The organism is Mesorhizobium sp. 113-3-3, assembly GCF_016756495.1.
Taxonomy (GTDB): domain Bacteria; phylum Pseudomonadota; class Alphaproteobacteria; order Rhizobiales; family Rhizobiaceae; genus Mesorhizobium.
Genome location: NZ_AP023243.1, coordinates 3,559,405 through 3,577,395, shown reverse-complemented (window position 1 = coordinate 3,577,395; position 17,991 = coordinate 3,559,405). Strand labels below are relative to the sequence as shown.

The following is a 17,991-nucleotide window of genomic DNA, read 5'->3' as shown; positions in this document are numbered from 1 at the left end:
CACTTATTTCTGCAAAGCAGAGATCCCTCACGCACCCCTCATCCGACCTCGCTTCGCGAGGCCACCTTCTCCCACAAGGGGAGAAGGGAGAGTCGCGCATCCCCTAAAACCTTTCCAGCTTCGTCCGCACCTTCGCCAGAAACGCCGCCCGCGTCTTGGGCGTCGAGGCGTCCATCAGATAGTGCGCCAGGAAGAACGTCTTGCAGCGTCTCGCGCACAGCGCCCGCATGCCGCGCAGCAAGGTCTTGCGTCCGGGCTGGCCGACGACGACGCTCCACCAGGTCGGCGCGCCGCAGGTGGTGATGACGCCGACCTTGGTGACATGCGTCATCAGCGACGTGATCCGCCCCTTGCCCACAGGCAGCTTGAAGGCGACATCGGTCGCCCACACCCGGTCGAGCCAGCCTTTCAGCATCGCCGGCAGCCCGTACCACCAGGTCGGATAGACGAACAGGATCGCCTCGGCCCAGGCGAGCAGTTCGAAATGCGGCTTCAGCGCCGGGTCCTGCGGCGCCTGATTGTTGTAAGTGCGCCGCTCGTCGCAGCCCATCACCGGGTCGAATTTCTCGGCATAGAGGTCGAGCAGCCGCACCTCCCAGCCCCTTGCCTTGAGCACATCCAGGGCGGTGTCGCGGATGGCGGCGCAAAAGCTTTCCGGCACCGGATGGCAATAGACCACGAGGACACGCATCAGAATGCATCCATGCTCGCCGCGACCTTCGTCATGAAGGACTTTCGCGTCTGGTCGGTCGACAGGTTCATTGCGTAATGCGCGAGATAAGTCACCGGCGCGCCCGGCTTTACGGTGGCGCGCAGCATGCGCTTGATCAGCCTGCGTGGCGGATCACCCATCACCATGGCGCGGAACCGGCTCCCGCCATAAGTGGTGACAGCCGCCACCTTCCTGATGTTGTGCAGCGACGGCTGCACCTTGCCGTCGACCAGCCTGAACGACACGCCGGGCAGGAAGACGCGGTCGAAGAAGCCTTTCAGGATCGCGGGAAAGCCGTAATTCCAGACCGGGTAGGAAAGCACCAGCGCCTCGGCACGCAGCAGGCGCTCGACATAGGGCGCCGCCGGGTCGGCGGAACCGCGCGGGCTGTGATAATCCAGCCTCTCCTGGCGCATCAGCCGCGGGTCGAAATCCTCGGCGTAGAGGTCGCAATCGTCGACCGCATGGCCCGCCGCCGTCAGCCGCTCGACGATCAACCGGTGCAGGCCGGCATTGAAGCTGGTCTCGACCGGGTGCGCGTAGAGGACGAGGATGTTCATCAGCCTGCCTTTTGCAGTCCCTTGAACAAAAAGGTCCGTCCGGAACGATAGTCATAGTCCGGGTTTTCCCAAGCGATCATCTTGCCGGGATTGAGCAGGCCCTGCGGATCGGTCTCGCGCTTGAAGGCGAGTTGCACGGCATCGGTCTGCTTCATGCCGCCCTCCTCCAGCGTGTAGCGGTGCGGGTTGAAGATCGGACAGCCATTGTCCTCGTGCAGCCGCACGATCTCGTCGAGCCGTGCCTCGGTGGTGAACTTCACCAAGGGCAGGCCAAAGCAGGTGATGTTGCCGTCCAGCCGCACGAATTCGAGATGCGAGAAGACTTCGCCGGGAAACATCGCATCCATCTTCTCGACCAGCGCCAGCTGGTTGGGAAAGGGATAGAGCGACTGCAGATAGGTGATGTCGGGATCGACGCGCAGTGCCCTTAGCGTCGTATGGTTCCAGGCCAGCTCATAGGCCGGCGGCAGGCCTTTTTTCTCCTCCGCCGTCGCGGTGGCGGCGTTGAAGATCACCTCGCCGCCGGCGCGCCGGGTGAAGGCAAGGAACGCATCCAGCCCATGCTGCGCCACCATGACGACGCAGATGCTTTGCCCTTCCCTGAAAAACTTCTGGTGCCGCTTGAAATAGAGCTGTGGCACCGGTGCGGCGATCGGCGTGATCAGCTTGGCCAGGATGCCGTCCTGGCAGGCCAACGCGTTGCCGTAGCGCGCAGCGTCCATGAAGGAGGCATCGAAGCCGACGATGACATCGACCCATTCATAGGCCGCGGTCAGCGGCATCTCGACTTCCGTGATGATGCCGTTGGTGCCGTAGGCGTGCGTCACCTTGTGCAGATCCTCGCCGGTGAGTTCGAGCACTTTCGGCTCGGCCTCCATGGTCACCACGCGCAGGCGCAGTACATTGCCGAAATCGCGCAGGCCGCCGAAATTGATCGAGCCGACGCCGCCCGACCCGCCCGCGATGAAGCCGCCGATCGAGGCGGTGTTGTAGGTCGACGGCGACAGCCGCAGTTCCTGCCCGGAATGCGCGCGTGTCGCCTTGTCGATATCGGCCAGCACCGCGCCCGGCCCGGTCACCACGCGCCCCGGCGCGATCGATTTGATCTCGTTCATTTCGGCGAGGTTGAGCACCACGCCGCCCGACAACGGCATCGCCTGACCGTAATTACCGGTGCCGCTGCCGCGCGGCGTCACTGGCACGCCGTGCCGGTGACAGGCGGCCAGCACGCGGATCAGCTCGGCTTCGGTCTTCGGCGTCACGATCAGGTCGCCGGTGACATGGTCGAGCTGCTGTTTCAGCACCGGGCTGTACCAGTAGAAGTCGCGGCTCTTCTGCTGGACGATGGCCGGATTGTCGTCGAGCTTTATCCCCTCGAGATCGCGTTTGAGCGCCGAAACATCCATCATTCCACCATCAGTTCGTCGAGTTCGGCATAGTCGGGCAATTGCCGCTCGATCGCGCGGCCGCCGCGCACGACGATGCGATCCGATTCGGGCCGCGACAGCAATTCCGTCCAGTTTCGACCTTTGAACAGGATGAAATCGGCATCGCCGCCGGCGGCAAGCGTGCCGGAACCATCGAGCCGCATCACCTTGGCCGGCGTGGCAGTGACCGCTTGTGGCCAGTCGGCGACGGGATGATCGAAATGCAGGATGCGCGTCGCCATGCGGTAGACCTCCAGCATGTCGAGATCGCCATAGGCATAGAAGGGGTCACGCGTGTTGTCGGAGGCCACCGCGACCGGAATGCCCCTCGCCTTCATCTCGTGCAGCAGCGTCACGCCGCGCCAGCGCGGCGTGGTCTGGTTCCCGCGCCGATCCTGCAGATAGAGATTGCACATCGGCAGCGACACCACCGCCAGACCGGCCTTCGCCACCTTGTCCAGCGTGTCCAGCACCTCGAGATCGGGCTGCCGCGCCAGCGAGCAGCAATGGCCGACGAGGATCTTGCCCTCGAAGCCGCTCCATAGGGCCGCCTCGGCGATCTTCTTCAGCGAGATGGCGGCGATATCGTCGGTCTCGTCGGCGTGAAAATCGAGATCGAGCCCATGCTTGATCGCCTGCGCGAAGACATGGTCGAGCAGCTCTTCCAGGTCCGGCACCATATAGGTGACGACGCCGAGCACGCCCCTGGCGGCGGCGACCCGCTTCGCCAGCCTGTCGAACCATTTCTTGTCGCGCACGCCCTCGATGCCGAGCAGGCAGGCGCCCTGCAATTCGATGCGGCCGCGCCAGGCCTCGCGCATCGTCTCGAACACCGGCCAGGAGATTTCCTCTTGCGGCGCGACACTGTCGAGATGGGTGCGCAGCGCCCTGGTGCCATGCGCGTAGGCCGAGCGCAGCGAGAAATCCATGCGTCTGGCCAGGTCCTCGGCGCTCCAGCGCGCGACGCGGTCGGCACCCGCGGCATTGAGCGCGCCCATGAAGGTGCCGTCGGGATTGGGCTTTCGCGGCCAGATATGGCCCTTGTCGATATGAGTATGGCAGTCGACGAAGCACGGCAGCACGATACGACCGGCGAGGTCGATAGCCTCCGCCGGCGCTTTCGATTTGCCATGCGGGGCCATGCGGGAGATCTTGCCGTCGGCAATGGCAATGTCGGCCAGCGTGAAACCGTCATTGTCGTAAGCAGCGGCAAGACCCGGCGTCAGCGATCGATGAACGCGGGCGTTGGCGAGCTGGTATGAGGCTGAGTCCGGAATCACGGCACTACCGCTCCTGCTTCAGCGCGCTTTCGTGCCAGCGCCGCAAAATGAGATGCGAGATCAGCGACAGCACGAGGAAGATCAGGATGCCGGTCAGCGAAATCAGGAACAGCGCCGCGAACAGCCTTGGCGCGTTGAGCCGGTAGCCGGCCTCGATGATGCGCGAGGCGAGCCCCGACGACTGGCCGGTGGCGCCGGCGACGAACTCGGCCACCACGGCGCCGATCAGCGACAGGCCGCCGGCGATCTTCAACCCGCCGAGGAAATACGGCATCGCCGCCGGCAGCCTGAGATAGCGCAATTGCTGCCAGCGCGTCGCGCCATTGAGCTTGAACAGGTCGCGCAGATTGCGGTCGACCGAATTCAGGCCAAGCGTGGTGTTGGACAGGATCGGGAAGAAGGCGACGATCCAGGCGCAGAGCAGGAGCTTGGTCGTCTGGTTGTTCACATAGATGTTGATCAGCGGAAAGATCGCCACGATCGGCGTCACCTGCAGCACGATGGCGAACGGGAAGAACGACATCTCCACCCATTTCGATTGCGCAAACAGCACCGACAGGCCGACGCCGCCGATGACCGCCAAGGCCAGACTGAGAAAGGTGATGCGCAAGGTGACCAGCAGCGAGGAGAATAAAAGGCCGGCATCGTTGTAGAGCGTCTGCAGCACCACGCCGGGGCGCGGCAGGATATATTGTGGGATCTCGTTCCACACGCAGATGCGATCCCACAGCCAGATCGCCAGGATCATGATCGCCAGCGGCAGCACCCAGCGGCCGATACGCTCGAACCGCTCCTGGCGCACACGGCGCGCTTCCTCGGGGTCGAGTTTCAACGTGCCGTCAATGACCGTCATGATGCGAGCCCGCTGTTGAATTGATGGCATTGACCAGCACGTCGGAAGCTTGACGGCAAAGGGCTGCATAGTCGGGCGATGTGCGAAACGCCTCGTCGCGCGGATAGGGGGCCTCGATGGCGAGTTCGTCGAACACCCTGCCCGGCCGTGCCGCCATGACGACGACCCGGTTGGACAGAAACACGCTTTCGAAAACGCTGTGGGTGACGAAGACGACGGTGAAGCGCTCGTCCTGCCAAAGCTCCAGCAGATCGTTGTTGAGCTTGAAGCGGGTGATCTCGTCGAGTGCCGCGAACGGTTCGTCCATCAACAGCACGCGCGGCTTGGTCACCATGGCGCGCGCGATCGAGACACGCATCTTCATGCCACCCGACAGTTCGCGCGGCACGGCATCCTCGAAGCCGGTCAGGTGCACCCGCGCCAGCATCTCTCTGATCGCAGGCGCCGCCTTGGCGCGGGAAATGCCCTTCAGCCTGAGCGGCAGCCAGACATTGTCGAAGACGCTGGCCCAGGGCAGCAGCGTCGGCTCCTGGAAGACGAAGCCGATATTGGCACGGTCGAGCGAGCCGCCGCCGCGCCAGTCGAGCACGCCGGAAGTCGGCGTCGACAGGCCGGCGATCAGCCGCAGCGCCGTCGACTTGCCGCATCCGGACGGCCCGAGCAGGCTGAGGAAGTCGCCTTCCCGGATCGTCAGGTCGACATCGCTCAGCGCCGTCACGCCGTTGGAAAACACCTTGCCGACGCCGCGCAGCGCCAGCAAGGTCGGAGCGACGTCCGATGCCGGCGCTCGCGCCACCTTTTCTCCTATCATGCCCAGGCCGACCTATTTCTTCAGGTCGAGCCCGACGCCCTTGTTGACGAAGGCCAGCGTGTAGGCCTTCGAAATGTCGATGCCTTCCGGCGTGACCTTGGCCTTGACCATCTTGTCGTAGAAACTCTTGATGCGCGCGTCGGTCATGGCGCCGATGCCGAGTTTCTCGGTGTCGCCGGAATCGGCAAGGCCGAACTTCTTCATCTGCTCGATCGAGAAAGCGATCTGCTCGTCGCTCATGTCGGGATTGTCTTTCTTGATCATGTCGTTGGCGGCCTTGTTGTCGCCGTAGAGGTACTTGTACCAGCCCTTGGCCGAGCCATCGACGAAGCACTGGACCACCTCCGGCTTCTTGTCGATCGTGTCCTGCATCACCTCGATCGTCGTCGAGTACGTATCCCAGCCATAATCGGCGAGCAGGAACTGGTTCGGCACGAAGCCGCCTTCCTTCTTCACCGCAAACGGCTCGGAGGTGACGTAGCCCTGCTGGATCGACTTCTTGTTGGCGAGGAACGGAGCGGTGTTGTAGGTGTAGGGCGCGCGCTTGGCGGCGTCGAAGCCGAGTGCGGTGACCATCCACTGGAAGAAGGTCTGCACGCCTTCGTCGCCAAGGATGTACTGGTCGGCGTTCTTCAAATCCTCCCATTTGTCCAGCCCCTCGCCGGGATGGGACATGATCACCTGCGGGTCCTTCTGGAAATCGGCCGCCACCACGCGCATCGGAATGCCTTGCTGGACGGCATCGAAAGCCGACAGCAGATTGCCACCCATGTAGAAATCGATCTTGCCGGCCAAAAGCATCGGCCGGCCGCTGACCTGCGGGCCGCCCTGCATGATGGTGACGTCGAGGCCGCAGGCGGCGTAGGTGCCGTCCGCCACGGCCTGGTAGTAACCCCCATGTTCCGGCTCGGCCAGCCAGTTGGTGCCGAAGGTGACTTTTTCATTCGCCGCGGCGCCCAGCGTGCTGGCCGCCAGCAGGGCCACCGCCGCTACCGAGATCTTCTGTTTTGCGTACATCGACAACCACCCTCTGTTTGCTCCGGCGCCACGCGCCAGGCTCGACACCAAAGATTCAAGAAGCAAGACACATGCCACCGGCGTCTCGCGCCGGAACCCGCCCGCCTGCACCACAGCCATCTGCGAAAGCCGGAAAGGTCGTGCTGCACCGAAGGCATCGTGCCTATTTTTTGAACGCCTGTCCACAATCGCACCGGCGACATCCCAAGCCATCTTGAAGCTGTAGTGAATACGGCCTTAGGCTGACGGCATCCAGGAGATTGCCATGTTCAGATTCCTTACCCCGAAGTCGATCAAGCCGCCCTTTGCCCGCTACAGCCACGGCGTCGAAGTGCCGGCGGGCAAGCGGCTGGTGCTGTGCTCAGGCCAGGTGGCGATCACGGCGGACGACCAGATTCCCGAGGACGCCGGCGCCCAGGCCGAGCTCTGCTTCCGCAACATCGAGGCGATTCTCGGCGAGGCTGGGCTGGAACTCCAGGACATCGTTCGCATCAACGCCTATGTCACCGACCGCGCGCATCTGCGGCCCTACATGGATGTCCGCGACCGGCTGTTTTCGAGCCCGGCGCCGGCCTCGACGCTGATGATCGTTTCCGGCTTTGCCCGGCCCGAATTCAAGGTCGAAGTCGAAGCCATCGCGGCCGGGTGATCGACAGAACGCCTGTCCCGCGCTAGGTCTCACCGATCATCGAAGAGGCATGATATGACCGCAGCCAAAAGACGCGTCTGGTGGGGTGACTACCGGACCACCGAATACGCCTCGATCGATCCCGAGGCGACGATCGCCGTTCTGCCGGTGGCGGCTATCGAACAGCATGGGCCGCATCTGCCTGTGTCGACCGACACCTCGATCATGAACGGCATGCTCGACACGGTCATTTCGCGCCTGCCGGACGATCTCGACATCCGCATCCTGCCGGTCCAGGCGGTGGGCAAATCAAACGAACATCTGCATGCGCCGGGCACCCTCACTCTGCCGGCAACGACGCTGGTCGAAGCCTGGACCGAACTTGGCGTGTCGATCGCGCGCGCCGGCGTGCGCAAACTCATCGTCGTCAACTCACATGGCGGCAATGAAGAGATCATGGGCATCATCACGCGCGAATTGCGCGTGCGCGAAAAGATGCTGGCGGTGAAGACGAGTTGGCAGCGCTTTGGCCGCCCGGCCGGCATGTACACCGAACTCGACGACCGCCACGGCATCCATGGCGGCGATGTCGAGACGTCCTTGATGCTGCATTTCCGGCCGGACCTCGTCGACATGGGCAAGGCCGACAATTTCGTTTCCAACGTCGCCAGGGCAGAGACGGAATTTTCGCTGCTGCGCCACACCGGCACCCACGCCTTTGCCTGGATCGCCAGTGATCTCAACCCCAATGGCGTGGTCGGCGACGCCAGCATCGCTACGGCTGAAAAAGGCCGGCTGACGGCAGAGCACCAGGCCGACGGTTTCATCAGCCTGCTCAGGGATGTGCGCAAGGCGAAGCTCGCCGACTGGCTGAAGTAACTAACCGTCTATATCAAGCTCGAACGGCGTGCCCTCAAACGCATCCGCGCCGCGCCCGATCGACTGGATCGCCTCGATCATGCGGCCATTGCGATCCAGCAGCGCGTCCGCCACGGCAATCAGCCGCGGATTGGGTGTCGCCGAAGGTGACAGCGCCCGCAACGTCCGCGCCAGTTCGGCCTCGTCGCGTTTTGGCGCCAATGCGGCGGCGATGATGTAGGCCGAGGCAGTCGAACGGCTGATGCCGGCATAGCAATGCACGACCATGGGCTTGGCCCGGTCCCAGCGGCGCGCGAAATCGAGCACCTCGCGGACATGCTCCTCGCCAGGCATGGTCATGCCGTCCTGCGCCACCGCGATGTCGTGCATGACCAGATGCAGATGGTTTTCCCTCGCTATCGAGACCGGACGCGTCACCTCGGTTCCGACTGAGAGCAGCGACAGCATGCGATCGGCGCCGGTCCTGGCCACCGTTTCCTCGACCTTCGCCAGCGAGCAGACATGGATCATTGTTTTGAACCCTTTTTGCGATCCTCGCGCCGCGTCGCCCAATCGGCAAGGGCCGATTCGAGCCGCTGCCACTCCTCCTCACTCCCCGGCAGGCCGGCCCGCAAGACAAACGGCCGGTCGCTGAAATGGCGAAGCAGAATGCCCCTCTCGCCAAGCGCGGAAAACAGGCCGGCGGCATCCGGCAGGCCGAGATAGCGGAACAATGTGGTGCCGCCCGCGACAGGCGCGCCGAAACGGCCGAACAATGCGTCCAGCCGAGCGGATGCCTCGGCAAGCGATGCCCGCATCGCGTCCTGCCAGCCAATATCGGCAAGCGCGCGAATGCCGTATTCCAGCGCCGGGCCGGCGACCGCCCATGGCCCGAATTGCGTCTCCAGCCGGCCAACCGCTGCTGCATCGGTAAGCGCGAAGCCAAGCCGTAGTCCGGCCAGCCCAAAGAACTTGCCGAACGAGCGCAGCACGACGAGCCCGCCTCGATTGACGTCGCCGGCGAGGCTGTGCTCGCGCGGGCCGACATCCATGAAGGCCTCGTCGACGACCAGCAGCCCGCCTCTGGCGCGCAGCCCGGCGGCCAGCGCCAGCAACCGGTCGCGCTCGATGACGCGCCCATCCGGGTTATTCGGGTTGACGATGATGGCAAGGTCGGCCTGCGCCAGCTTGGCAAAATCGGTGACTTCGGTGACCTCATGCCCGGCGATCGCCGCTGCGCGCGCATGTTCGGCATAGGTCGGTCCCAGCACCAATGCCTTGCCGGGTCTGACCAGAGACGCCACGCGCGGCAGTAGGATCTGCGTGCCGGGCGCCGCGACCACATTGGCCGGCGATGGCGCGCCATAGGTGCTGGCGGCGATCTCCGTCAGCTCGCGCGCCCGCGCGGCTTCCGGCAATCGCCACAGCGAGGTGGCGGGCAGGTCGAAAAGCGGGTAGGAGTGCGGGTTGATACCGGTCGAAAGGTCGACGAAAGGCTGAGGGGCGTTGGGGAAAAGCGCCCTCGCCCGGCCAAGACTTCCACCATGGTCCACCGCTCCTTCAAGAAGCTTCATGTCAGTCCTGATCGCTTTCCTGTCACTGGCCGTCGAATTCGTCCTGGGTTACCCGGACTGGCTCTTCCGCGCCATCGGCCATCCGGTGACGTGGTTCGGCAGGCTGATATCCTTTCTCGACTTGAGGCTCAACCGCGCCACTGATCCCGACGCGTTGCGTCGCCAACGTGGCGTCCAGGCGCTGCTGCTCATCGTGCTGGTTCCGGCGGTGATCGGCCTCGGCGTGCAGCTTGTCCTGCTCTGGTTCGTTCCCCTGGGATTCTTTATCGCCGTCCTTCTGGCAACATCGTTTCTGTCGCAAAAGAGCCTCTACGAACATGTCGAGGCCGTGGCTGACGCGCTCGATTCGGGCGGCCTCGCCATGGGTCGTGTCGCCGTCTCGCGCATCGTCGGCCGCGATCCCGAAGCGCTCGACCGCGCCGCCGTCTGCCGCGCGGCGATCGAGAGCCTGGCTGAGAATTTTTCCGACGGCATCGTCGCGCCCGCCTTCTGGACCGGTCTCGGCGGGCTGGCCGGCGGCGCCGCCTACAAGGCCGCCAACACCGCCGATTCGATGATCGGCCACCGCACCCCGCGCCACGAGGCTTTCGGCTGGGCGGCGGCGCGCTTCGACGACTGGATCAACCTGCCGGCGTCGCGGCTGACGGCGCTGCTGATCGTGCTGGCGTCTTTCCTGGTCAAGGGTGCCGATCCCGCCAGCGCCTGGCAGGCGGTGTGGCGCGATGCGAAAAAGCACCGCTCACCCAATGCTGGCTGGCCGGAAGCGGCCATGGCGGGCGCGCTTGGCCTGGCGCTTGCCGGGCCGCGCAGCTATGGCGGCATCATGGTCGACGACGCCTTCATGGGCGAAGGCGGCCGCCGCGACGTGGACAGCGGCGACATCCGGCGGGCGCTGAAACTCTACCGCATGGCCGACTATCTGCTGATCGCGCTGTTTGGGCTGGTTTCGGTCGTCGTCATCTTGGCCTGAGTAGATCGAAACCCAACCTACCAAGTGACGCGGATTTCCTTTGCGCTTGGATCAGCTGCCTCGCCGAACCTCTTGATCGCATACCCGCCGGCAGCCACGTGAGACGATTTCAATATAGGTTCGATCACGGCAAAAAGTCGTTCAGCATCTGGCCCGTACATGTAGAGGACGCACTCACCCTCACCAAACAAATCGCCGTCAAACTCTCCGACCGAAGCACTTCCAACGGCTTGCTCTAACCGTTCCTCCAACGCGCGAACGGGTTCGTGCTCTCGCAGCGTTCCAAACTGACCGTCATTGAGACGAAGATAGACGATTACAGCTTGTTCCAAAAACAACGCTCCCGCTTGCCAAGCGACTAGAACTCTATCCCCTGCTGCGCCTTCACGCCTGCTGAAAAGTGGTGCTTGGTCACGCCCATTTCGGTAACCAGGTCCGCCGCTTCGACCAACGCCGGCTTGGCGTTGCGGCCGGTGACGACGACATGCAGGCCCTCGCGGCGCGCCTTCAGCTCGGCAACCACCTTGTCGAGATCGAGATAATCGTAGCGTAGCGCGATGTTGAGTTCATCGAGCACGACAAGGCTGATCGAGGGATCGGCGATCAACTCCAGCGCCTTGGCCCAGGCAGTTTCGGCGGCCGCGATATCGCGCTTCAGATCCTGCGTCTCCCAGGTAAAACCCTCGCCCATCGCGTGCCAGACAACGCGATCGCCGAAGGCAGCAAACGCATCCTTCTCGCCGGTGTGCCATTTGCCCTTGATGAACTGCACGACGCCGACGCGCTTGCCATAGCCGAGCATCCGCAGCGCCAGGCCGAAGGCGGCCGTGGTCTTGCCCTTGCCCGGACCGGTGTTAACGATCAACAACCCCTTTTCGATCGTCTTGGCCGCCACCTCGGCATCCTGCACGGCCTTGCGCTTGGCCATCTTGGCGCGATGGCGCTCTTCGTCCTTATTGTCGATGTCGGTCATGTCACTTCACCTTGAGCGGCAGCCCCGCCACCATCAGCAGCACCGTATCTGCAATTGCAGCGACATGCTGGTTGAGCCGGCCGGCGTCATCGCGAAAACGGCGCGCCAGGGCATTGTCGGGCACGATGCCTTGCCCGACTTCGTTGGAGACCACGAACCAGGGTCCGCGCGGCCGCGACAACACATCCGCCAGCCGCCGGCACTCGGCGACGACGTCGTGATCGGCCAGCATATGATTGGTCAGCCATAGCGTCAGGCAGTCGACCAGTACCGGCTGGTTGTCGGGCAACGCCTCGAGCGCGGCGGCAAGATCGAGCGGTGCGTCGACTGTCGTCCAGCCCTCGCCGCGCCGCGAGCGGTGCAGCGCGATGCGCTCGCGCATCTCGTCATCATAGGCCTGGCCTGTCGCGATATAGGTCCATGGCGCGGGCAAGGCCGTCGCCAGGGTTTCGGCATGCGCGCTCTTGCCGGAGCGCGCACCGCCGATGATGAAGGTCAGTTCGTTGCGATCAGGCAAAGCTGTCGCGCAGGCTGGTCGCGGTGCCGGTGAAGCGTCCGCGCACCACGCCGACGACGGCGCCGAGCACCAGCCAGAACACCAGATTGGTCAGCGTCACCGCCACCACGAACTGGTGATGCAGGCCTTCCGGGATCGGCGTCTCGAAGCTGTCGGGCTGCGGCGCGCCGACAATGTGCGGAGCAACGATCAGCGCCACGGCTAGGATGGCCAGAGGCAGCGACTTGCGGAACGCGATCAGGCCGAGCCCGATAGCGGTTGCAATCACGGTCGCCACCCACCAGATCTGGCGCTGCGTGAGGTCCGCCGCCGGCATGGCCGGCAGTTCCGGCGGCAGGCCGAGACCTGGCGCCAAAGTGAAGATGGCAAAGCCGGCCAGGCCCCAGAACACGCCCTGGCGCCAATTGCCGATGCCGCCGGCGAATTCCGACACTGCGACCAGGATCAGCGCGAAGCCGATGCCGGTGACGACATTGGACATCACGTTGAAGGCGAAGCGCTCGAAGCCGTCGGCCGGCGCCCAGCCCTCGTCTTCGGCCGGAGCAGCGGCAACGGCCGGAGCCGGGGTGGCGGCGCTCATGGCGTTCGATGCCGCCGGCGCGGCAGAGCTCATGGCGTTGCCGCTGGCAGCATTGGCCGGCGCCGCGGGCGCGGCGGCATGGTCATGGCTGTGGCCGCCTTCGGCCTGTTCGTAGACTTCCGCCTTGAGGATCAGCGGCACGGTGGCATAGGCCTGCATGCAGGCGAGGACGACGCCGGCCACGAGCCCTGCTATCGCCGCGATGAACACGACGTTGCGAAACAGATTCATGATGTCAGATCCTCGTCAGTGGCAGGGAAACGCCATCGAATGCCGGTTGTCATGACCGGCATTGTGGACCGCTTCGATATGCGAGAAGCCGACAAAGCCGATGATGAACGTGCCGAGCAGCGCGGCAAGCGCCAGCTGCATGAAGCGCGACTGCGAGGAGACGGAGGCGCCGAGGGAGACGGAAGCGGTATTCATATCTTGTCCTTTCACCCTCCACCCGAGGGCCTGTCAGTTTTGCCGTCGTCGGCAGGTCTCCTGGCTCGCGGATCAGCGCCCTTCCCCACCTTCCCGAAGACGAATCTTCAGTGGCATATGGAGAGGACTACCGCACACAGTTGCGGGGGCAGCCACGGCATTGGGCAAGAACTTCGCCCGCACCGCATTCCCTCTTGGCTCCAAAACGGAACCGACGACTGCATGACTATAGGGAAAATCGCGACACGCGGCAAACCAAATTCCGCCGACAACCAGCGCGATTGCGCCATGCCGTCTCCAGGCACGACAATTGACAATTCTCCTGGCCGGGTGTCGGCTGATCGCTTCACAGGAAGCCAGCCATGTAGCCCACTGCCAGCGAGCGCGCCCCTTACAATGGCCTGACCCAGGTCGAATCGACCCTGCCCACGTCGGCCTATTGGGATGAAGCGGCTTACCAGCGCGACCTCGACGCCATCTGGTACAAAAACTGGCTGCTCGTCTGCCGCGAGGCCGATTTGGCAGAGCCGCTGGCCTTCCGCCGATTCCGCATCGGCACGCAGGACATCATCGTGCTGCGCGACGACACCGGCGAACTGCGTGCCTTCCACAACACTTGCCGGCATCGCGGCTCGCAGCTTTGCCAGGAGAGCGAAGGCCGGCTGAAGGCGCGGCTGATCACGTGCCCCTACCATGCCTGGTCCTATTCGCAGCGCGGCGACCTCGTACGCGTGCCTTCAAAATCGCTGCCGGACGGCTTCGACAAGGCCGACCATCCGCTCTATCGCGTCGCGCTCTCGGTGTGGCGCGGCTTCGTCTTCGTCAATCTGCAGGAGGATGCGGCGGGCTCCGCGCAGGCCTCCTTCGACCCGGCCTCCGGCGATCTCGGCAACTGGCCGCTGGAAACGCTGCTATCGGGCCATGTGCTGCGCAAGGTGATGCACTGCAACTGGAAGATCTTTTGGGAAAACTTCAACGAGTGCCTGCATTGTCCGGGCGTGCACAAGGACCTGTCGCGGCTGGTGCCGATCTATGGCCGCGGCCTGATGAGCCGGCACGACGATCCCGAATGGACACGCCACGCCGACAATGACGCGCCGGAATTTTCCGGCGGCCTGCGCGCCGGCGCCGAAACATGGTCGAGTGACGGCAAGACGCATGGGCCGGTCTTCTCAGGCCTGACACCAGCCGAACGCGCCGCCGGCCAGACCTACGCCACCAGCCTGCCGTCGATGTTCATCGTCGGTCATGTCGACTATGTTAGGACCGTGCGCCTGGTGCCGCTCGGTCCCGAACAGACGGAGCTTGTCGCGGAATGGCTCTTCGCGCCCGAGGCGCTGGCCGTGACCGACATCGACAACATCGTCGCCTTTGGCTCACAGGTGCTGGAAGAGGACGCGGCGATCTGCGAGGTCAACCAGAGAGGCCTGCGCTCGATGCGCCACGCCGCCGGCGTACTGATGCCCGAGGAGTATGAGCTGCACCGCTTCCACAACTGGGTGCGCGAGCGCCATGGCGCACTTGCACCCAAGCCCTGAAGATCAAAGCGACTTCGGCAGATAGCGCCAGGTGACGAAGCCGCACACCGCCGCCAGCAGGCCGAGCGTGACGAAAACCGAGCCCAATCCGAAGAAGGCCAGCACGACGGAATAGACCAGCGGCGGCGTCAGCTCGGAAAAGTCGAGATAGGTGCGGTAGACCGCCGCCATCTGCGCCCGCTCATAGGAGCGCACCGAACGCATGAAGGCGGTCGACCCCAGCGCATCGAGCGCGATGGTGAAGAACGCGCCGCACAGCAGGAAAGCGCCGGTGAGCAGCGGCACGGTTTCGCCGACAGTGCCTGCGGCCAGAAGCATCGCCGACATGGCGAAATAAGCAAATGTCATGGTGCGCCGACCGCCAAAGCGTTTTCCGGCCTTGCCCCAGAAGATCGCCATGAACAAAAGTGCGTTGCCGGCCGAGACCAGCAGGCCGCCGGCCAGCTTGCCCTCGCCGGTGATCACCATGAACATGGTTTGGTCAATTCCTGAAAGCAGAAAAGCCCGGATTCCCGGCGTTCCGTGGGTTTTTCCGAACCTTTCAGACCAACACGCCCAATGATATGTCTCTAACTGGTGGAGGGATTTCGTATGAGTGCTCAAGTGCAGGCGGCTTTGATAGTTGCCGCCCTATCGATGTCATCCACCAATGCCTTTGCCGACAACATCCCGCCAAACACCGTTTACGTTCTGAATGCCGACGAGAAAAGCGCAATCACCGCTGAATGCGATGCACCGGTTGTGGATCAGATGCATTGCCACTTCACCCAGACGACCGTTAGCAAACCGGACGAGACGAAAGCGGCAGAACGCATTGCAAAAGGTGTGGGTGATTTGCTCAAAGCTCCAGCTTCTGAATTCAAGGGATGCGATTCCTATCCCGGCATTGTGGAGGCTTTGGAAAGCGGAAAAGCACCAGCCGAAGTGGCCGATAAGAAGGGTTTCGAAGAAAATTGGGCCAAGCAGCCGCCAGTAGCTAAAGCTGACACCCTGAAAATGATGAAAGCCTTTGCCGATTTTTGCAAAAGCCATGACCGAACCAACGCTGAGGCAATGGCCAGAGCAAGCGAAGATTTGGCCAACTCCACATGCAAAATCAGCAATTGGAAGTTCGATAAGACCTTCACCCTTAATTTTTCAACCAAACGCTGGCAATCGACCATTCAAACTGGCGACTCATGTGGCACGATTGAGTACAGCGAATTTTCGAAGCCGGATGATCCGCAAGCTGATAGTTTCTGGAATTACACCGCCAAGTCCATAGTGACCAATCCGAAGGGCCAAAACATCATTGGCGAAACCTGTTCGGCTACCGATCAATCGGAACACCACTTCACGTGGCAGGTGGGAAAATTTTACGCCAACTGCCGGTATGTCGAGATAGAACCTTAGAGCCACAAGAACCCCGGACTTGCCGGGGTTCTTTGTGAAGTGTGTATCAGCGGTTTTTTAGGGTTAGGAACCCTGAAGGATGACAAGGAACCGGATTGTCGAAAACCTTGCGGTGACTCTTGCCGTCTGGATCACCTCTGGCCTGCCAGATGGTTTTCCAATTGTCGGCCGAAAAGACCTTTCTTCCGTCCAACATTTCCAGAGTTTCCCGCTTGGGTTTAGCGGCCTTCACCGCTCAAACTTTGACCAAACCCAATGTCGTCAATTCCTCTGCCGTGAATGGCTTCTTCTGGCCTTCCGGCTGGCTACGATGCTTCCTAGCGTCATGATGCGGATTGGTTTCGAACTGGCAGATTGGGCATGGTCCGGTTGATGGTGCACGGGTTCCGGCTCCTGAGCCCTTGACCTTCTTTGGCGTGACGAAATGGACACCCTTGGTTTCCACCACCTTGTACGAATAGCCAAGATCGTTCAGCGCTGCGATAGCGTCATTAACAGCCTTCATGCCTTCGTCATGCGCCGCTGCCTGTAGCTTCTGGCGTTCCTGTTCGATCTTGGCTTGCTGTTCGTCCAGCTTCTTCAACTGGTCCATATATGTGATTGCCACGAGGTCTCCCTTTCCCTGTTTAAGAAAGCGAAACCGCTTTCCCGTTTGCCGATAGTTTCCTACTAAGCGGATTCCTTAAACAAAGGAAGAATGATTTTTGGTTTCAGCCAAGGGAGAGGCTACGGGCATATTCTCTGAACAAGTCGGCGCAATAGAGCTTGTTATCGAGGTAGGTTTCAACTTCGCTGGCTGGACACAAATCGATAAGATCGGCTCTAATCAAATTTGTGTCTGGGTCTGAAAGCCCTACTGCCGTTGCGTAGTAGGTTTTCTTGGCTGTCGTCGGTAGGGCGAACATATTCGGGCGCAACAAGTCCATATTGAGCGGTATGAAGCCGAAACCAAGGCACACAATCGTCGTCGCAGATTTCACGGCTTCCCTGATTGCCTTAATCTCGCTGGAGTCCGGGTCGACTCCCTCTGTGAACGTCTTGATGCCCTTTGAAAGCTCCAAGAGTTGCCCGCCCGTTACATCCCCACCGAATGGAGAAGGATTTGCCGAATTTACTCCCATTGAAGGCAGTGAACCAACGGTTCCATAGGGATGATAAATCTTTATCAGTCTAACCAACTTTGCCGCCTCGCCTTCCGGAATGCGATAAAATTCCTTGATCGCATTAAGCATAAAATGCTCGAAACACCGATCATAGTTGAAGACGATGGCGGTTAGCGCCTCAAGTTTGGTCGGAAGCTCTGTCAATGAGCAATTGAACAAAAGCGCCGCCATCCTGTTGTACCAAGTTCCGGTCAGCTTGTTAAAGTCAAGTTGTACCGTGGGATGCTTTTCGAACATCAGGCTGCGGCGTTCTGCATCCAATATCTGGTGAACAATGGCCAGCTTGCCAACCAATTCTGTTTCCTTGGATTCGTTGTGCGAATTCAGGAATTCATCAATCGAGCGGATAAGCGGTATCGCACGGCTAATATGCGCCGCTGCATCAGTGTAGAGCTTCATCGCCACCTTTGAGTCGGTAGCGGTCTGGCTTGCGTGTCGCAAAGCCTCCATAATGAGGTCATTGGATACGCTTTTGGTTCGGTAGAAATCCTTATTGTCCTGAACTCTCAGAACGTTTGAAATCCTCGTTTTAAGTTCATCGCCAGTCGGCAAATGGGCTTCTTTGCTTGCCCCTGCCCCAAGGATCATCAGCGTTTTTTGAGTAAACATCTGCCCACCGTCCGAATGCGATTTGGTATCCTAAGGCATGACTGGCCACCGTGCATAGGCAAAGTGCCCGACAATGCGCAAGTCACGGGCACCAACCATCCGG

The 17,991-nt window shown here is 62.0% G+C and carries 22 protein-coding genes and 1 riboswitch; of the genes, 5 read left to right on the top strand and 17 right to left on the bottom strand.

All coding sequences use genetic code 11. The annotated features are described in order from the left end of the window. Positions 1–103: 103 nt before the first annotated feature. Genes JG746_RS17415 through JG746_RS17385 form a run of 7 tightly spaced genes read right to left on the bottom strand, consistent with a single transcriptional unit; the run spans position 104 to position 6,660 of the window. Positions 104–691 (bottom strand): NAD(P)H-dependent oxidoreductase, encoded by a 588-nt coding sequence (locus tag JG746_RS17415; protein WP_202353929.1) that lies wholly within the window; start codon positions 689–691, stop codon positions 104–106. Further along, a complete protein-coding gene (locus JG746_RS17410; protein WP_202353928.1) occupies positions 691–1,272 on the bottom strand; it encodes an NAD(P)H-dependent oxidoreductase in 582 nt (193 codons plus the stop codon). The genes JG746_RS17415 and JG746_RS17410 overlap by 1 nt, the downstream gene beginning before the upstream one ends. Beyond that, a complete protein-coding gene (locus JG746_RS17405; protein WP_202359392.1) occupies positions 1,272–2,678 on the bottom strand; it encodes an FAD-binding oxidoreductase in 1,407 nt (468 codons plus the stop codon). The genes JG746_RS17410 and JG746_RS17405 overlap by 1 nt, the downstream gene beginning before the upstream one ends. Continuing rightward, the gene (locus JG746_RS17400) at positions 2,678–3,979 is read right to left on the bottom strand and encodes a cytosine deaminase (protein WP_202353927.1); all 1,302 of its coding nucleotides are present in this window, start codon (positions 3,977–3,979) and stop codon (positions 2,678–2,680) included. Before JG746_RS17400 ends, JG746_RS17405 begins: the two co-directional genes overlap by 1 nt. A 4-nt stretch (positions 3,980–3,983) precedes the next feature. After that, positions 3,984–4,832: an ABC transporter permease gene (locus JG746_RS17395; protein WP_202353926.1), complete on the bottom strand. Its 849-nt coding sequence runs from the start codon at positions 4,830–4,832 to the stop codon at positions 3,984–3,986. Beyond that, a complete protein-coding gene (locus JG746_RS17390; RefSeq protein ID WP_202353925.1) occupies positions 4,819–5,643 on the bottom strand; it encodes an ABC transporter ATP-binding protein in 825 nt (274 codons plus the stop codon). The genes JG746_RS17395 and JG746_RS17390 overlap by 14 nt, the downstream gene beginning before the upstream one ends. 12 nt (positions 5,644–5,655) lie before the next feature. Then, positions 5,656–6,660, bottom strand: a complete 1,005-nt coding sequence (locus JG746_RS17385; RefSeq protein WP_199642407.1) for an ABC transporter substrate-binding protein — start codon at positions 6,658–6,660, stop codon at positions 5,656–5,658. Between the two features lie 265 nt (positions 6,661–6,925). Here JG746_RS17385 and JG746_RS17380 point away from each other — a divergent pair, with 265 nt between their 5' ends. Both JG746_RS17380 and JG746_RS17375 read left to right on the top strand, forming a co-directional pair. After that, entirely contained in the window at positions 6,926–7,309 is a 384-nt protein-coding gene (locus tag JG746_RS17380; RefSeq protein ID WP_202353924.1) for a RidA family protein, read from the top strand. 54 nt (positions 7,310–7,363) lie between these two features. Next, positions 7,364–8,167, top strand: coding sequence for a creatininase family protein (locus JG746_RS17375; RefSeq protein ID WP_202353923.1), 804 nt, complete (start codon positions 7,364–7,366; stop codon positions 8,165–8,167). Here the strand turns inward: JG746_RS17375 and JG746_RS17370 are convergent, their stop codons facing one another. Then, positions 8,168–8,677: a tyrosine phosphatase family protein gene (locus JG746_RS17370; RefSeq protein WP_202353922.1), complete on the bottom strand. Its 510-nt coding sequence runs from the start codon at positions 8,675–8,677 to the stop codon at positions 8,168–8,170. Further along, complete coding sequence (gene cobD / locus JG746_RS17365) at positions 8,674–9,720, bottom strand: threonine-phosphate decarboxylase CobD (RefSeq protein ID WP_202353921.1); 1,047 nt, start codon at positions 9,718–9,720, stop codon at positions 8,674–8,676. The genes JG746_RS17370 and cobD overlap by 4 nt, the downstream gene beginning before the upstream one ends. Here cobD and cbiB point away from each other — a divergent pair. Continuing rightward, positions 9,719–10,690, top strand: a complete 972-nt coding sequence (gene cbiB, locus JG746_RS17360) for an adenosylcobinamide-phosphate synthase CbiB (protein ID WP_202353920.1) — start codon at positions 9,719–9,721, stop codon at positions 10,688–10,690. The two genes, cobD and cbiB, sit on opposite strands and share 2 nt — an antisense overlap. Positions 10,691–10,707: 17 nt before the next feature. Here cbiB and JG746_RS17355 read toward each other — a convergent pair whose 3' ends face one another. Genes JG746_RS17355 through JG746_RS17335 form a run of 5 tightly spaced genes read right to left on the bottom strand, consistent with a single transcriptional unit; the run spans position 10,708 to position 13,186 of the window. Then, a complete protein-coding gene (locus tag JG746_RS17355) occupies positions 10,708–11,022 on the bottom strand; it encodes a hypothetical protein (RefSeq protein WP_202353919.1) in 315 nt (104 codons plus the stop codon). A 26-nt stretch (positions 11,023–11,048) separates the two neighbouring features. Continuing rightward, a complete protein-coding gene (cobO, locus tag JG746_RS17350) occupies positions 11,049–11,663 on the bottom strand; it encodes a cob(I)yrinic acid a,c-diamide adenosyltransferase (protein ID WP_202353918.1) in 615 nt (204 codons plus the stop codon). A 1-nt stretch (position 11,664) separates the two neighbouring features. Next, positions 11,665–12,180 (bottom strand): bifunctional adenosylcobinamide kinase/adenosylcobinamide-phosphate guanylyltransferase, encoded by a 516-nt coding sequence (cobU, locus tag JG746_RS17345; protein WP_202353917.1) that lies wholly within the window; start codon positions 12,178–12,180, stop codon positions 11,665–11,667. Next, complete coding sequence (locus tag JG746_RS17340; protein WP_202353916.1) at positions 12,173–12,991, bottom strand: CbtA family protein; 819 nt, start codon at positions 12,989–12,991, stop codon at positions 12,173–12,175. Before JG746_RS17340 ends, cobU begins: the two co-directional genes overlap by 8 nt. Before the next feature lie 15 nt (positions 12,992–13,006). Beyond that, positions 13,007–13,186, bottom strand: a complete 180-nt coding sequence (locus JG746_RS17335; RefSeq protein ID WP_027046966.1) for a CbtB domain-containing protein — start codon at positions 13,184–13,186, stop codon at positions 13,007–13,009. Positions 13,187–13,219: 33 nt separating this feature from the next. Continuing rightward, positions 13,220–13,417: riboswitch (cobalamin riboswitch) on the bottom strand. 170 nt (positions 13,418–13,587) lie between these two features. Between JG746_RS17335 and JG746_RS17330 the strand changes: the two genes are divergently transcribed. Next, positions 13,588–14,724, top strand: coding sequence for an aromatic ring-hydroxylating oxygenase subunit alpha (locus JG746_RS17330; RefSeq protein WP_202359391.1), 1,137 nt, complete (start codon positions 13,588–13,590; stop codon positions 14,722–14,724). Positions 14,725–14,727: 3 nt separating this feature from the next. On the opposite strand, the gene JG746_RS17325 is transcribed toward JG746_RS17330, so the two are convergent. Next, positions 14,728–15,198: an MFS transporter gene (locus JG746_RS17325; RefSeq protein WP_244730305.1), complete on the bottom strand. Its 471-nt coding sequence runs from the start codon at positions 15,196–15,198 to the stop codon at positions 14,728–14,730. Between the two features lie 117 nt (positions 15,199–15,315). Between JG746_RS17325 and JG746_RS17320 the strand changes: the two genes are divergently transcribed. After that, positions 15,316–16,116 (top strand): hypothetical protein, encoded by an 801-nt coding sequence (locus JG746_RS17320; RefSeq protein ID WP_202353915.1) that lies wholly within the window; start codon positions 15,316–15,318, stop codon positions 16,114–16,116. A gap of 235 nt (positions 16,117–16,351) precedes the next feature. Here the strand turns inward: JG746_RS17320 and JG746_RS17315 are convergent, their stop codons facing one another. Both JG746_RS17315 and JG746_RS17310 read right to left on the bottom strand, forming a co-directional pair. After that, on the bottom strand, positions 16,352–16,723 hold the full coding sequence (locus JG746_RS17315; protein ID WP_202353914.1) for a hypothetical protein: 372 nt from the start codon (positions 16,721–16,723) through the stop codon (positions 16,352–16,354). A 103-nt stretch (positions 16,724–16,826) separates the two neighbouring features. Next, complete coding sequence (locus JG746_RS17310; protein ID WP_202353913.1) at positions 16,827–17,888, bottom strand: hypothetical protein; 1,062 nt, start codon at positions 17,886–17,888, stop codon at positions 16,827–16,829. Positions 17,889–17,991: the final 103 nt, after the last annotated feature.

Bases quoted from the DNA above. Each gene is read 5' to 3' on its own strand.
- JG746_RS17415 (WP_202353929.1), bottom strand. From the start codon at position 691: ATGCGTGTCCTCGTGGTCTATTGCCATCCGGTGCCGGAAAGCTTTTGC.
- JG746_RS17410 (WP_202353928.1), bottom strand. From the start codon at position 1,272: ATGAACATCCTCGTCCTCTACGCGCACCCGGTCGAGACCAGCTTCAAT.
- JG746_RS17405 (WP_202359392.1), bottom strand. From the start codon at position 2,678: ATGGATGTTTCGGCGCTCAAACGCGATCTCGAGGGGATAAAGCTCGAC.
- JG746_RS17395 (WP_202353926.1), bottom strand. From the start codon at position 4,832: ATGACGGTCATTGACGGCACGTTGAAACTCGACCCCGAGGAAGCGCGC.
- JG746_RS17390 (WP_202353925.1), bottom strand. From the start codon at position 5,643: ATGATAGGAGAAAAGGTGGCGCGAGCGCCGGCATCGGACGTCGCTCCG.
- JG746_RS17385 (WP_199642407.1), bottom strand. From the start codon at position 6,660: ATGTACGCAAAACAGAAGATCTCGGTAGCGGCGGTGGCCCTGCTGGCG.
- JG746_RS17380 (WP_202353924.1), top strand. From the start codon at position 6,926: ATGTTCAGATTCCTTACCCCGAAGTCGATCAAGCCGCCCTTTGCCCGC.
- JG746_RS17375 (WP_202353923.1), top strand. From the start codon at position 7,364: ATGACCGCAGCCAAAAGACGCGTCTGGTGGGGTGACTACCGGACCACC.
- JG746_RS17370 (WP_202353922.1), bottom strand. From the start codon at position 8,677: ATGATCCATGTCTGCTCGCTGGCGAAGGTCGAGGAAACGGTGGCCAGG.
- cbiB (WP_202353920.1), top strand. From the start codon at position 9,719: ATGTCAGTCCTGATCGCTTTCCTGTCACTGGCCGTCGAATTCGTCCTG.
- cobD (WP_202353921.1), bottom strand. From the start codon at position 9,720: ATGAAGCTTCTTGAAGGAGCGGTGGACCATGGTGGAAGTCTTGGCCGG.
- cobO (WP_202353918.1), bottom strand. From the start codon at position 11,663: ATGACCGACATCGACAATAAGGACGAAGAGCGCCATCGCGCCAAGATG.
- JG746_RS17340 (WP_202353916.1), bottom strand. From the start codon at position 12,991: ATGAATCTGTTTCGCAACGTCGTGTTCATCGCGGCGATAGCAGGGCTC.
- JG746_RS17335 (WP_027046966.1), bottom strand. From the start codon at position 13,186: ATGAATACCGCTTCCGTCTCCCTCGGCGCCTCCGTCTCCTCGCAGTCG.
- JG746_RS17325 (WP_244730305.1), bottom strand. From the start codon at position 15,198: ATGTTCATGGTGATCACCGGCGAGGGCAAGCTGGCCGGCGGCCTGCTG.
- JG746_RS17320 (WP_202353915.1), top strand. From the start codon at position 15,316: ATGAGTGCTCAAGTGCAGGCGGCTTTGATAGTTGCCGCCCTATCGATG.
- JG746_RS17310 (WP_202353913.1), bottom strand. From the start codon at position 17,888: ATGTTTACTCAAAAAACGCTGATGATCCTTGGGGCAGGGGCAAGCAAA.